At 72.2% G+C, this 13,263-nt stretch carries 9 protein-coding genes and 1 pseudogene; 1 reads left to right on the forward strand and 9 read right to left on the reverse strand.

What is annotated here, in order from left to right; all coding sequences use genetic code 11:
- Positions 1-1,508: 1,508 nt before the first annotated feature.
- The 4 genes from katG to ACWIZO_RS15425 all read right to left on the reverse strand — a co-directional run bounded on the left by katG (position 1,509) and on the right by ACWIZO_RS15425 (position 7,425).
- Complete coding sequence (gene katG / locus ACWIZO_RS15410) at positions 1,509-3,731, reverse strand: catalase/peroxidase HPI (RefSeq protein WP_448638525.1); 2,223 nt, start codon at positions 3,729-3,731, stop codon at positions 1,509-1,511.
- A 580-nt stretch (positions 3,732-4,311) separates the two neighbouring features.
- Entirely contained in the window at positions 4,312-5,457 is a 1,146-nt protein-coding gene (locus tag ACWIZO_RS15415) for an acyl-CoA dehydrogenase family protein (protein WP_448638526.1), read from the reverse strand.
- Between the two features lie 7 nt (positions 5,458-5,464).
- Positions 5,465-6,640 carry an acyl-CoA dehydrogenase family protein gene (locus tag ACWIZO_RS15420; protein WP_448638527.1) on the reverse strand — a complete coding sequence of 392 codons (1,176 nt, stop codon included), beginning with the start codon at positions 6,638-6,640 and terminating at the stop codon, positions 5,465-5,467.
- Positions 6,641-6,723: 83 nt separating this feature from the next.
- Complete coding sequence (locus ACWIZO_RS15425) at positions 6,724-7,425, reverse strand: SDR family NAD(P)-dependent oxidoreductase (protein WP_448638528.1); 702 nt, start codon at positions 7,423-7,425, stop codon at positions 6,724-6,726.
- Here ACWIZO_RS15425 and ACWIZO_RS15430 point away from each other — a divergent pair.
- Complete coding sequence (locus ACWIZO_RS15430) at positions 7,318-8,868, forward strand: methyl-accepting chemotaxis protein (protein WP_448638529.1); 1,551 nt, start codon at positions 7,318-7,320, stop codon at positions 8,866-8,868. The genes ACWIZO_RS15425 and ACWIZO_RS15430 overlap by 108 nt on opposite strands.
- A gap of 175 nt (positions 8,869-9,043) precedes the next feature.
- Here the strand turns inward: ACWIZO_RS15430 and ACWIZO_RS15435 are convergent, their stop codons facing one another.
- From ACWIZO_RS15435 to gcl, 5 genes and pseudogenes are all read right to left on the reverse strand, one after another.
- Positions 9,044-9,721, reverse strand: a complete 678-nt coding sequence (locus ACWIZO_RS15435) for a GntR family transcriptional regulator (protein ID WP_446759564.1) — start codon at positions 9,719-9,721, stop codon at positions 9,044-9,046.
- A 56-nt stretch (positions 9,722-9,777) separates the two neighbouring features.
- Positions 9,778-10,137: an allophanate hydrolase-related protein gene (locus ACWIZO_RS15440; RefSeq protein ID WP_448638530.1), complete on the reverse strand. Its 360-nt coding sequence runs from the start codon at positions 10,135-10,137 to the stop codon at positions 9,778-9,780.
- 4 nt (positions 10,138-10,141) lie between these two features.
- Complete coding sequence (locus ACWIZO_RS15445) at positions 10,142-10,999, reverse strand: glycerate kinase (protein ID WP_448642966.1); 858 nt, start codon at positions 10,997-10,999, stop codon at positions 10,142-10,144.
- 101 nt (positions 11,000-11,100) lie between these two features.
- Positions 11,101-11,340, reverse strand: a pseudogene (locus tag ACWIZO_RS15450) (glycerate kinase); the annotation flags it as partial.
- Between the two features lie 91 nt (positions 11,341-11,431).
- Positions 11,432-13,222: a glyoxylate carboligase gene (gene gcl, locus ACWIZO_RS15455; RefSeq protein ID WP_448638531.1), complete on the reverse strand. Its 1,791-nt coding sequence runs from the start codon at positions 13,220-13,222 to the stop codon at positions 11,432-11,434.
- Between the last annotated feature and the right edge of the window lie 41 nt (positions 13,223-13,263).

The raw sequence follows: 13,263 nt of genomic DNA on the forward strand, positions 1-13,263 counted from the left end.
GACACCACCGGAGCCCCAGCAGTCGCAGGTGCGCACGGGCACCTGTTCCCCAGGTAGTCGTGGAGCGGGTGGGTTCGGCGGGTGGCGGTGCATCTGTGGCCGGAGTGGTGAGGAGGCGCAGCACGCTGCCTCGACCCGTGCCAGCTCGATCATGCGCACGTCCTCGGTCGACGGTGAGGCGATCGGCCGCTCCTGCCGATGACCGGCCACCGAACTCCACACGGCCGCCGACGGGCGCGGCTTCCTCTTGTTCGTGCTGCTCGCCGCAGGTGAAGCGTGGGCTTCCTGGTGGTCGCCCGAGTCGCCGCGAGTGTGGTGCTGCTGACCACCATCTTGACCATCATCTTGACCACCATCTTGACCACCATTGCTCCTGTCCGATGGCGTGCCGGAGCAATCCGCGCTCGTTCCGTATGCCGGATGCGCTGCGCACATGCACTCCCTGAACCGCGGTGGATGTGCTGCGCAGGCCCGGAGGTCAAGGGGCCGCACCTTCGAATCCTGTCAGCATGGCAGCGGGAACCGCAGGGCAGGGGCCTGTCACAAACCGTTCGGGATGGCCTCAGGAAATCACAGGGGCGTCTCACCACTTCCAGGTCACTGCATCGCCGACCAGGGCTGGAAGCACCGCGGACCCTCCGGCGCCAGCTCCTCCCGGCGAAGCTGCACGCGCAGTCCGGCCGTCGCACGCTCGAGGTCCTCGAAGGGCAGTGCGCCTCAGGCCGAGCCCGGCGATGGTCAGTCTGGTGCCGTCGGTGTCCGCGGGAACCCGGCCGGATGGGATGAATGCATCCAGAGCCGACCGCTGTAGTCGGACATTCCTGCCACGCTTGACGTAGGGGTTGCGGCTGCCGGCGATGAGACGGCGGATGAAGCGCTCGCCAGTGCGCAGGTAGTCGCCGGCGTGGCCGGGCGTCAAGAGCTCGTCGGCATCGGCACCACCGAAATGACGCCAGGAGCGGCCGTAGCTTGGCGTTGGGGTCCATGCCGAAGGATGTGAACGACCCCCCACCGACCCTCGATCAGCTGTTTGCGCTGGGAGGACGCTTGGTGCGGCTCGGCTGCACCCGCATCGGCTCGACCGGCATCTTCAGGAAGCGGAACCGGTAAGCGCTGTTCACAGCGGCACACCGAAGGTCGTGCACCGAGCACAGACGGGTGGGTCGTCGGGCGAGTCCTTACGCCTGGGACTCGCGCAGGGCCAGCTCGCCGCGTCGACGACGACCTCCCGCGGACCCGGGGGCGGCCAGTTCGGCTACTGCGTCCTCAACGTGCTCGTGCGGTCCGACGCCTCTTCCGGCATCGAGTATCGACGAGATTCGTCGGCCAGAGCGTGCTTCCTCATCGGGAATCTGCGTAGCTCCGCGTCCTGGCCGTGAAGCCACCTCACGGCGTTGGTCACGCGTGTCACGGCCCGTGCCCGGTCCGGCTGCCGGTGCACGTACCCGCTGGACGCGCGGACGGCCCGGCCCGCGCGGACGCGGGCCGGGCCGTCCGGAGGGGAGCGTCTACCGCAGGTCGAAGCGGTCGAGCTCCATGACCTTGACCCAGGCGGCGGTGAAGTCGCGCACGAACTGCTCCTTCGCGTCGTCGGCCGAGTAGACCTCGACGATGCCGCGCAGGATGGAGTTCGAGTTGAACACCAGGTCCACCGCGGTCGCGGTGCGCACGACGGCGCTCTGGGCGTCGAGGCCTTCGTAGACGCCCTCGGTGTCGGCCGAGCTGCGCCAGGAGATGCCCAGGTCCAGCAGGTTGCAGAAGAAGTCCTGGGACAGCACGCCGGGCCGGTCGGTGAACACCCCGTGGCTCACGCCGCCGGTGGTGGCGCCGAGCACCCGCAGGCCGCCGACCAGCACCGTCATCTCCCGGGCGGTCAGCTCGAGCAGGTAGGCGCGGTCGACCAGCAGCGTCTCGGGTGCCAGTTTGCTGCCCGGGGCGAGCCAGTTGCGGAAGCCGTCGGCGCGCGGCTCGAGCCAGCGGAAGTTGTCGACGTCGGTCTGTTCCTGCGTGGCGTCGGTGCGGCCGGGGGAGAACGGCACGGTGACCGGCACGCCGGCGTCGGCGGCGGCCTTCTCCACCGCCGCGGAGCCGCCGAGCACGATCAGGTCGGCGAGGCTGATCCTCCGGCCGGTCTGCGACTGGAACTCCTCCCTGACCCGCTCCAGCACCGGCAGCACCTCGGCGACGCCGGCGTTGGCCGCCCAGCCGATCTGCGGCTGCAGCCGCAGCCGGGCGCCGTTGGCGCCGCCGCGCTTGTCGGTGCCGCGGTAGGAGGCGGCCGCCGACCAGGCGGTGTGCACCAGCTGGGAGACGCTCAGCCCGGAGGCGAGCAGGCGGCCCTTGAGGTCGGCGATCTCCGTCTGGCCGACCAGCTCGTGGTCGACGGCGGGGACCGGGTCCTGCCAGATGAGCTCCTCGGCGGGGACGTCGGGGCCGAGGTAGCGGCTCCTGGGGCCCATGTCGCGGTGCAGCAGCTTGAACCAGGCGCGGGCGTACTGGTCGGCGAAGTACTCCGGGTCGCGGTGGAAGCGCTGGGAGATCGCCCGGAACCCGGGGTCGGCGATCAGCGCGAGGTCGGTCGTGGCCATCATCGGCGGGTTCTTCTTGCCCTCGACGTGCGCGTCGGGCACCAGCTCCTGCGCCTCGGGGTTGCTCGGCCGCCACTGCTTGGCGCCGGCCGGGCTCTCGCTGAGCTCCCAGTCGTAGCTGAACAGCATCTCGAAGTAGGTGTTGTCCCAGGTCGTCGGGGTCGGCGTCCAGGCGCCCTCCAGGCCGCTGGTGATGGTGTCGGGGCCTTTGCCGGTGCCGTGCTGGCTGATCCAGCCCAGGCCGTTGCCGTGCACCGGGCAGCCCTCGGGCTCCGGGCCGACCAGCTCGGGGTCGCCGGCGCCGTGGGTCTTGCCGAAGGTGTGCCCGCCGGCGATCAGCGCGACGGTCTCCTCATCGGTCATCCCCATCCGGCTGAAGGTGACCCGGATGTCGTGGGCGGAGGCGACCGGGTCCGGCCGGCCCTGCGGGCCTTCGGGGTTGACGTAGATCAGGCCCATGGTGACCGCGGCCAGGTGGCCCTCCTCCAGGTCGAGCGGGTCCTCACCGGCGTAGCGCTCGTCGCCGAGCCAGGTGTCCTCCGGGCCCCAGAAGATCTCCGGGGGCTGCCAGGTGTCCTCCCGGCCGAAGGCGAACCCGAAGGTCTGCAGGCCCATGTCGTCGTGCGCCACGTTGCCGGCCAGCAGCAGCAGGTCGGCCCAGGACAGCCGGCGGCCGTACTTCTGCTTGATCGGCAGCAGCAGGCGGCGGGCCTTGTCCAGGTTGGCGTTGTCCGGCCAGCTGTTGAGCGGGGCGAAGCGCTGCGCGCCGGTGGCGCCGCTGCCGCGGCCGTCGGCGATGCGGTAGGTGCCGGCCGCGTGCCAGGACATGCGGATGAACAGCGGGCCGTAGTGCCCCCAGTCGGCCGGCCACCAGTCCTGCGAGGTGCGCATCACCGAGACCAGGTCACGCTTGACCGCCTCCACGTCGAGCGAGGCGACCGCCTTGCGGTAGTCGAAGTCGGCGCCCAGCGGGTCGGAGTCTCGCGAGGGCTTGTCCAGCACCGACAGGTCGACCTGGTTGGGCCACCAGTCCCGGTTGCTGTGCGGCCGCCGGTCGGTGTGCACGGTCGGCGAGGGGATCGCCGGGTTCTCACTCTCGCTCGTGCTGTGGCTCTGGGCCTTGTCGGCCTCGTTCGTCGGCATGGTGTCCCTCTCTGCGCTGGGGGTGAGGCGGGGGGAGGCCGGCCGCTCAAAACGGGCAGCGCCGCCAGTAGACGACCTCGGCCTCGTCGACGGGCCTCCCACGGCCGTCATCATTCCCCTCAGCCCAGAAGGGAGTCGACGCCACGACCGGGCGGCTCTCGCTTCGGCCGGTCGTGCTCGCGCGGCCCGGAGCAGCGAGACCCCCATTCGCTGCACTGCGGGTCGCATGACAGGGACGTCTCCAGAGCACACCGGCCGGGCGTCCACCTCCCCGGTGTCCCGCCCCGGTCTCAGGGAGGCTCCTGATCCACGTGAGGACAGGAGTGATGGCGGCAGCGAGGGGGTACCCCGACGAGTCGCGTGAGCGCCCCACGGGGACCGTTCCGGAGCTCGGTGGTGTGACGGGTCCCGCGCGTCCGGCCGGGGGAGCGCTCGCGCATCGGGTCAGCCCCCGGCCGCGCGATCCGGCTGCCTCGAGCCCGGCGCTGTCCTCGGGACCCCTTGCCGGTTGGATGCCAGGCGTCGCGACGAGCGGGGAGTGCTCCGGACGGGAGGCGTGCGTTCGCGCGCACCCGCGCGGTCAGACGTAGGGGGTGCCGAGGGGATCGACCGTCTCGTGACCGGCGAGGCTCCCGACCAGGCGGCCCAGGGCCCAGTCGCCGTCGCCGAGGAGGTGGTCGATCGCGGTCAGCCGACTGGTGTAGTGCCCGACCGAGTACTCCGCGGTCACACCGATGCCGCCGTGCAGCTGGATGGCCTCCTTGCCGATGTGCCGGCCGGCGCGGCTGGTCTGCAGCCGGGCCCGGTCGGCCGCGGCGAGGACATCGCCGCCGGCGTCCTGCACCATCGACGCCCACAGCGCGGTGCTGCGGGCCAGTTCCAGGGACACGTACATGTCCGTGGCGCGGAACGTGAGCGCCTGGAACTTGTTGAGGGTGACGCCGAACTGCTTGCGAGTCCTGAGGTACTCGGCGGTGGTCCGCAGCGCGGTGTCCATGGCGCCGCTGGCCTCGTGGCTGTAGGCGATCCGTGCCTCGGCCTGCGCTCGCTCGATGGCCGCGGTCCCGTCGCCGCCGGTCCCAAGGAGGACGGCCGGGGTCTCCTGCAACCGGACGGTCGCGGCGCGGGTGCCGTCGTGCGTGCGGTACCCGGTGCGGCTCAGCCCGTCGGCGTCGCCCTGCACGAGGAACAAGCCGGTCCCGCCGTCGACGACGGCACTGACGACGAGCAGGTCGGCGCGGGCGCCGCTGGGCACCGGCTCCTTGACGCCGGTCAGCATCCAGCCCTCGCCACTGCGCCCTGCGGTGACCCGCTCGGCCGACGCGGTCCAGCGGCTGCCGGGCTCGGCGTGCGCGAAGACGGCAACCGTCGTCCCCTTGGCGATGCCGCCGAGGACCTCAGCGCGCTGCTCGGCGGTGCCGACGGCGGCGACCAGGCCGCCGGCGAGGACCACGGCCTCGACGAACGGCTCGGGGGCCAGCACCCGGCCGATCTCCTCGGCGACGATCGCGACCTCGATCGGGCCGGCGCCCATGCCGCCGTCCTCCTCGGCGAAGGGAAGCCCCAGCAGGCCCATCTCGGCCAGCCGCGCCCAGGTCTTCTCGTCGAAGCCGGGGTCCTTGGCCACCACCGTGCGGCGCTGCTCGCTGTCGGGGTACGCGCGGGTCAGCAGGCCGCGCACCGCTTCCCGGAGGTCGATCTGCTCGCTGTCGTAGTCGAAGTTCATGCTCGTCTCACAACCCCAGGATCGAGCCGGCGATGATGGTGCGCTGCACCTCGTTCGAGCCGCCGTAGATGGAGACCTTGCGGTAGTTCAGGTAGTGCGGGGTCACCGCCCGCGCCCACTCCGGCACCTCGGACTCCTCGCTGGCGAACGAGGCGATCGACAGCGGGCCGGCGATGTCGACCAGGAGCTCCGTGGCGGCCTGCTGCAGCTCCGAGCCGCGCAGCTTGAGCACCGAGGAGGCCGGGTGCGGCTTGCCGTCGGCGGAGTTGGCGACCACGCGCAGCGCGGTCAGCTCCAGGGCGAGCAGCTCGTTCTCCAGTTCGGCGATGCGGGCAGCGGTGCGCGGATCGTCGAGCAGCAGCCGACCGCCGGAGGTCACCTCGCGGGCGTACTCCTTGGCCTGCGCGAGCATCTTCTTCGTCGTGCCGATGCGGGCGATGCCGACGCGCTCGTTGCCCAGCAGGAACTTGGCGATCGTCCAGCCCTGGTTCTCCTCGCCGACGAGGTTCTCGGCGGGGACGCGGACGTCCTCGAAGAACACCTCGTTGACCTCGAACGTGCCGTCGAGCAACTCGATCGGCCGCAGCGTGACGCCGGGGGTGTCCATCGGGAAGACCAGCATCGAGATGCCGCGCTGCTTCTTCTCCGCGGTCGGGTCGGTGCGGACCAGGCAGAAGATCCAGTCGGCGTGCTGGCCGAGGGTGGTCCAGGTCTTCTGGCCGTTGACCACCCAGTCGTCGCCGTCGCGGACGGCGGTGGTGCGCAGCGAGGCGAGGTCGGAGCCGGCGTCGGGCTCGGAGAAGCCCTGGCACCACCAGATGTCGAGGTTGGCCGTCCTGGCCAGGAAGCGCTCCTTCTGCTCCTGGTTGCCGAAGGCGGCGATGACCGGGCCGATCATGCTGGCGTTGAAGGCCAGCGGTTCGGGCACTCCGGCGAGTTGCCGCTCCTCGCGCCAGATGTGGTGCTGCAGCGGCGTCCAGTCGCGGCCGCCCCACTCGACCGGCCAGTCCGGCACGGCCAGCCCGGCGGCGTTCAGGATCCGCTGGCTCTCTACGTAGTGCTCCTTGGTCAGCTCCCGGTGGGAGGCGACCCGGTCGCGGATCTCCTGCGGCACCTGGGTGGTGAAGAACGTCCGCATCTCCTCCCGGAACGTCTGGAGTTCCGGGGAAAGCTGCAACCGCATGGTTCCTCCTTCGTGACGGCCGCGTCGCCGTCACATCGTGTCATCGGGGCTGTCTCCTCAGCGCCGGCAGCCGGTGACCGAGGTCAGGTCTCGTGGCCCGAACTGCCGGCACGTGCCATGACGATGCGGCTGATGAACACGTTGCGGCTCAGTCTCAACAGCATGTCGACGACGTCGACCACGTCGGACACGTTGATCATCTGGTCAGCGGGGATGGTATCGGTCGTCCACGCCGACATGTCCGTCTCGACGAACCCGGGCGCGATGGCGGTGGCACTCACGCCGTTGCCGGACTCCTCGGCGTTGAGGGACTCCACCAGGGAGAGGACTGCTGCCTTGGTGGCTCCCGTGCAGCGCGCTGGTGACGCCGTCGCCGTCCGCTGTGGCCATCGGCCGGAGGCCGACGACGCCCGACCCGACCGAGGTCGTCGGTCCTGGCGCGCTGACGTACCTCCTGCGGCGCCGGCTGGTGTGCTTGGAGGCGGTGGCTCGTCCCCCTGTCCTGCGGGACGTACCTCTGTCACTGGGCTTGATCCGCGGGGCGAGCGTCCGAGAGTCAGGTAGTTGACGGTCACAACCGTGTGGCCGCTGCCGGACCCTCGGAGACCGTGATGCGCGCTACCCGCCTCCCCAGTCGTCGCCGCCGGTGGTTCACCGATCGCCCCGTTGCGGTGAAGGTGTTGACCGCTGTCGGGACGACGGCCGTGGTCGCCGTCATCGTCGGGGTCGTGGGCATCCGAGCGGTGGGCTCCACCCACGACGAGACGGCTGCCGTCTCCGAGCACGACATGGCAGGGGCCGCCGACCTCGCCGCGGCGCAGCTCGCCATGACGGAGTCCCAGCTCGACGTGACGAGCCACGTCGGCTCCCTGGACCCGCAGTTCAAGCTGCAGTGGGCCGACCGGTTCGCGACCGCCGCAGCCTCGTTCGACGCCGCCCTCGCCGCCTACGCGGAGGACACCCGCTCAGCCGACCAGGAACTGGTCGATGCTGCTCGGGCGGAGTACGCCAGTTTCGCCGACGGTGTGCAGACGCACGCGTTCCCGGCCAGCGTGGCTGGTGACACCCGCGGCTACTTCGCCGTGCGCGACCAGTTCCTGACGCCGCACATGACCCGGGTCCAGGAGATCCTCTCGGACCTCACGTCAGCAGAGGAGGCCGCTGCGGAGGCCGCCGTGGCGGAGGCCCGCGACGACTTCACGGCGACGCGGGCCACGCTCCTGGCGCTGATCACGGTCGGCGTGCTGCTGGCGATGGGACTCGGGGTGCTCGTCGCCCGCTCGATGACGCGCGGGGTACGTCAGGCGCAGCGAGTCGCCGAGGCGCTCGCGGTCGGTGACCTGACTGCCACGTCGGGCCTGGACTCCCGCGACGAGGTCGGTCGGATGGCCGCCGCGCTCGACGCCGCACAGGGGAACCTCCGGGCGGTGATCGTCTCCGTGATCGCGAGCGCTGACGCCGTGGCGGCGGCGTCGGGGGAGCTGTCGGCGTCCTCGGCGCAGATCTCGGCGTCGGCCGAGGAGACCTCCGCGCAGTCCGGCGTGGTGGCGGGTGCAGCCGATGAGGTCTCGCGCAACGTGCAGACCGTGGCGGCCGGCGCCGACGAGATGGGTGCCTCCATCCGGGAGATCTCGAGGAACGCGAACGAGGCCGTACGGGTCGCGGCGGGTGCGGTCACCGAGGCGGAGGAGACGACCGCGGCGGTGATGCGGCTGGGCGAGTCCTCCAAGGAGATCGGCGACGTGGTCCGGGTGATCACCTCGATCGCCGAGCAGACCAACCTGCTGGCCCTCAACGCGACGATCGAGGCAGCGCGGGCCGGCGAGGCGGGCAAGGGGTTCGCCGTGGTGGCCAACGAGGTCAAGGAGCTGGCGCAGGAGACGGCGAAGGCGACCGATGACATCGCCCACCGGGTCGAGGCGATCCAGCACGACACCTCGGGGGCCGTTGCCGCCATCGGGCGGATCAGCGCAGTCATCAACCAGATCAACGACTACCAGCTGACCATCGCCAGCGCCGTGGAGGAGCAGACGGCCACCACGACGGAGATGTCGCGGTCGGTGGGCGAGGCTGCGCACGGCTCCGGCAGGATCGCGACGAACATCGGCGGCGTCTCGACCGCGGCCGACACCACCAACCACGCCCTCGGCCAGACCCGCACGGCAGTCGACGAGCTCTCCCGGATGGCCACCGAGCTGCGCGCCGCTGTCAGCCGGTTCACCTACTGACGACCCGACCCCGGCCGGGCCACTCGTGTCCGGCCCGGGGCGCCGTGCGTCGTCCACCGTGCCCTCGACCGCTGAGCGGCCGTCCTCCGGTCCGGTCCGGCTCCCTCGGGACGCCGGACCGACCCGGGTCCCCGTCACCGGCTGATCCCGGCGTCACGCGGGGATCAGCCTGCCGTCAGAGGCGGTCGGCGGGCGGCTCGCCCGTGGGACACGTGCCGAGCAGGGCGCCGGCGAGGAGGTGTCCCCGGTGCTGCTCCGCTGCCTCGAGCAGCTGCCGTTCGTCCCCGGCGAGGTAGGCCTCCAGCATGAGGCGGTGCTCCGCCTGCAGGGTCTCCTGCCCCGTCTCGTCGAGTCTGTTCGCGGCCCGGTAGGTCTCGGTGGCGTTCCACAGGCCGTCGAGCAGACGGAGGAGGCGCGGCATGCGGCAGGAGGCGAGGACGACGGCGTGGAAGCGCCGGCCGTTGTCGCTGAAGGCGTTGACCTGTCCCCGGGCGAGCGCGTCCTCGGCCGCCGCGCAGGCCTCGTGGGCCGCCGCACGGTCGGCGTCCGTGGCGTTCGCCAGCGCCCGCCGCAGGGCCTCGTCCTCGAGCAACGCGCGCAGGTAGTAGATCTCCTCGAGTTCCTCGGCGGTGAGGCTGGGGACGGCGAAACCCACGTGGGGACGGTGCGTCACCAGCCCTTCGCCCTCGAGGATCATGAGGGCCTCGCGCACCGGGATCCGGCTGACTCCCAGGGCCCCGGCGACCGCATCGACCCGGATCACGCTGCCCGGGGGCAGCTCCCCGTCGTTGATCTGGCGCCGCACCTCCCGGAGGACCGCCTCCTGCATGGTCTGCGGTCGGATGGTGGTCACTCCCTGACACCTCGCTCTGCCGGCGTACGTGGCAGGTAGTGTGCCTCCCCGGCCCGTCATCGTTGCCTGGGACTCGCCTGGTGGGCGCGCCAGCCACCGGAGTCGGAGATGTCGACCAGCCCTTCGCCCCGGGCGTGCACCTCGGGACGCAGCACGACGGCCAGGGCGGCCGACCCGTCGGCGAGTTCGACCACGGCGAGTTCCAGCTCGGCCGGCTCCACGGGCATGAACTCGTCGCGGATGGCCGCCAGGGGCAGCGCGTACAGCTCGCCGGGGACGGAGACCCCGCCCTCGGCGACCGGCCACAGGGCCGGGAAACCCCCCGCGCAGGCGTAGAAGCGGTACCGCGGAGCGGTCCTCCCCTCACCGAGGAACGGGTACTCCGCGATGCCGGGGTGTACCCGACCACCGCGCATGCCCTCACCGTTGAGGAAGAGGGGGACGGGAACGCCCCCCTCGGACCGAGCTGGTGCCGTCACGCGATGGCTCCTCGTCGTCGTCGTCGGTCCCCCAGCCGGCGGCGACCCGCTCGGCCAGCCGCTCCAGGAGGGGGCCCGCCTCGCGCATGCAGCGGGCGGGGTCGGGTTCGATGTCGGTCAGCGCGTACACGGCGCGGATCCCGGTGGGCGCCAGGTCGGCGGGGGTCAGCAGCGAGCGGCCGGCCACGGCGATGGCGGGTACCCCCGCCGCGCGGGCAGCGGCGGCCACACCGGCAGGTGCCTTGCCGTGCAGGGTCTGCTCGTCCAGCGAGCCCTCGCCGGTGATGACGAGGTCCGCAGCGGGGACCGCGGCGCGGAAGCCGACGAGGTCGAGGACGAGGTCGATCCCCGGCCGGAGCGTCGCGCCGAGGACCGCCAGCGCCGCGAACCCCACGCCGCCGGCCGCGCCGGCACCCGGCCGGTCGGTGGCGTCGACGCCCGTCGCGACGTGCACAGCCCGCGCCCAGCGGGCCAGCGCGGCGTCCAGTTCGGCGACGTCGGCGGGTGAGGCGCCCTTCTGCGGACCGTAGACGGCGGCCGCGCCGCGCGGGCCCAGCAGCGGGTTGTCGACGTCGGAGGCGACGACGACCTCGGCCTCCCGCAGCGCCGGGTGGAGACCCGAGAGCTCCAGCGACGCGACGCCGGACAGGGCTGCACCACCCGGCCCGACGTCGCGGCCCTCGACGTCCAGCAGGCGTGCGCCCAGCGCCTGCACCAGCCCCGCGCCGCCGTCGGTGGAGGCGCTGCCCCCGATGCCGAGCACGATCCGGCGGCACCCGGCGTCGAGCGCGGCGCGGATGACCTCGCCGGTGCCGGAGCTCGACGCGGTGCGGCCGCCGGCCGGCCACCGGGCAGCCGGCGCAGCCCCGACACGTCGGCCATCTCGACGACGGCGGTCCCGTTCCGCTCGGCGTAGGCGGTCGCCACCGGTTCCCCGGTCGGCCCCTGCGCGGGCACCGGCACCCGCCGGTAGCCGGCGGAGACCGCGGCGTCGAGCGTCCCGTCGCCCCCGTCGGCCACCGGCACCTGCACGACCTCGGTCCCCGGGGCGGCCCGGGTCAGCCCGAGCGCCAGGTGGGCGGCGACCTCCGGCGCGGACAGGGAGCCCTTGAACTCGTCCGGCGCCACCACGACGCGCATGCACCCTCCTGGATCTGGGAACGGGCTGGAACGGCCCCGCTGCAGGGCCCGCCGCGAGCTCGCGAGCGGTGGGGGGCAGCGGGGCCCTTTCTCAGTCGAGGAGCTGGGCGGACGCGAGGTCGAGCGCGGAGACGGCGGTGGGCGCGTGCTCGCCCTCGCTGGCCAGCTCCTCGAACTCGACGATGGCGTCGAGCTCGGTGCCCATCGAGATGTTGGTGACCCGCTCGAGGATGACCTCCACGACCACGGGCACGCGGTGCTCGATCAGCAGCTTCTTGGCCTCCTCCAGGGCGGGGCCGATCTGGTCGGGCTCGTGCACCCGCAGCGCCTTGCAGCCCAGCCCCTCGGCGACCTTGACGTGGTCCACGCCGTAGCCGCCGAGCTCGGGGGAGTTGACGTTGTCGAAGGCCAGCTGCACGGCGTAGTCGATGTCGAAGGCGCGCTGCGCCTGCCGGATCAGCCCCAGGTAGGAGTTGTTCACCAGCACCTGGATGTAGGGCAGGTTGAACTGCGCCCCGACCGCCAGCTCCTCGATGAGGAACTGGAGGTCGTAGTCGCCGGACAGCGCCACCACCGTGGCGTCCGGGTCGGCGACGCAGACGCCGAGGGCCGCGGGCACGGTCCAGCCCAGGGGGCCGGCCTGGCCGGCGTTGATCCAGTGCCGGGGCCGGTAGACGTGCAGGAACTGGCCGCCGGCGATCTGGGAGAGGCCGATGGTGCTGACGTAGCGGGTGTCCCTCCCGAACGCCTTGTTCATCTCCTCGTACACCCGCTGCGGCTTGATCGGCACGTCGTCGAAGTGGGTGCGGCGCAGCAGGGTCCGCTTGCGCCGGGCGCACTCCTCGACCCAGTCGCTGCGGTCGGGCAGCTGCCCGGCCGCGCGCCGCTCCCGGGCCACCTCGACGAAGAGCCGCAGCGCCGCCGCGGCGTCGGAGACGATGCCGAGGTCGGGTGTGAACACCCGCCCGATCTGCGTCGGCTCGATGTCGACGTGCACGAACGTGCGCCCGCGGGTGTAGGTGTCCAGCCCGCCGGTGTGCCGGTTGGCCCACCGGTTGCCGATGCCGAGCACCAGGTCCGAGGCCAGCAGGTTCTCGTTGCCGTAGCGCTGCGACGTCTGCAGCCCGGCCATGCCGGCCTGCAGGCGGTGGTCGTCGGGGATCGCACCCCAGCCCATCAGCGTCGGCACGACCGGGACGTCGACCAGCTCGGCGAACTCCACCAGCAGGTCGGCGGCGTCGGCGTTGATGACACCCCCGCCGGTGACGACCAGCGGCCGCTCGGCGGCGGCGAGCAGGTCGAGCGCCTTCTCGACCTGGACGCGGGTGGCCTGCGGTTTGTAGACCGGCAGCGGCTCGTAGGCGTCGACGTCGAACTCGATCTCGGCCATCTGCACGTCGAAGGGCAGGTCGATGAGCACCGGGCCGGGCCGGCCGGAGCGCATGAGGTGGAACGCCTGCTGGAAGGCGCGCGGCACCTGCGCGGGCTCCAGCACGGTCGTCGCCATCTTGGTCACGGGTGCTGCGATCGCGGCGATGTCGACGGCCTGGAAGTCCTCCTTGTGCAACCGCGCGGTCGGCGCCTGGCCGGTGATGCACAGGATCGGGACGGAGTCGCCCGAGGCCGAGTACAGCCCGGTGATCATGTCGGTGCCGGCCGGCCCGGACGTGCCGATGCAGACGCCGATGTTGCCGGCCTCGGCCCGGGTGTAGCCCTCGGCCATGTGCGAGGCGCCCTCGACGTGCCGGGCGAGCACGTGGGAGATGGTGCCGTTGTCGCGGAGTGCGGCGTAGAGCGGGTTGATCGCGGCTCCGGGCACACCGAAGGCGTGCGTGACGCCCTCCCGCTGGAGGATCTGGACGGCGGCCGCGATGGCCCTCATGCGAGGCATGCGTCTCCTGTCTCCGGACCCGGGTGCGGGTC

It is taken from the genome of Geodermatophilus sp. URMC 63 (assembly GCF_053502565.1).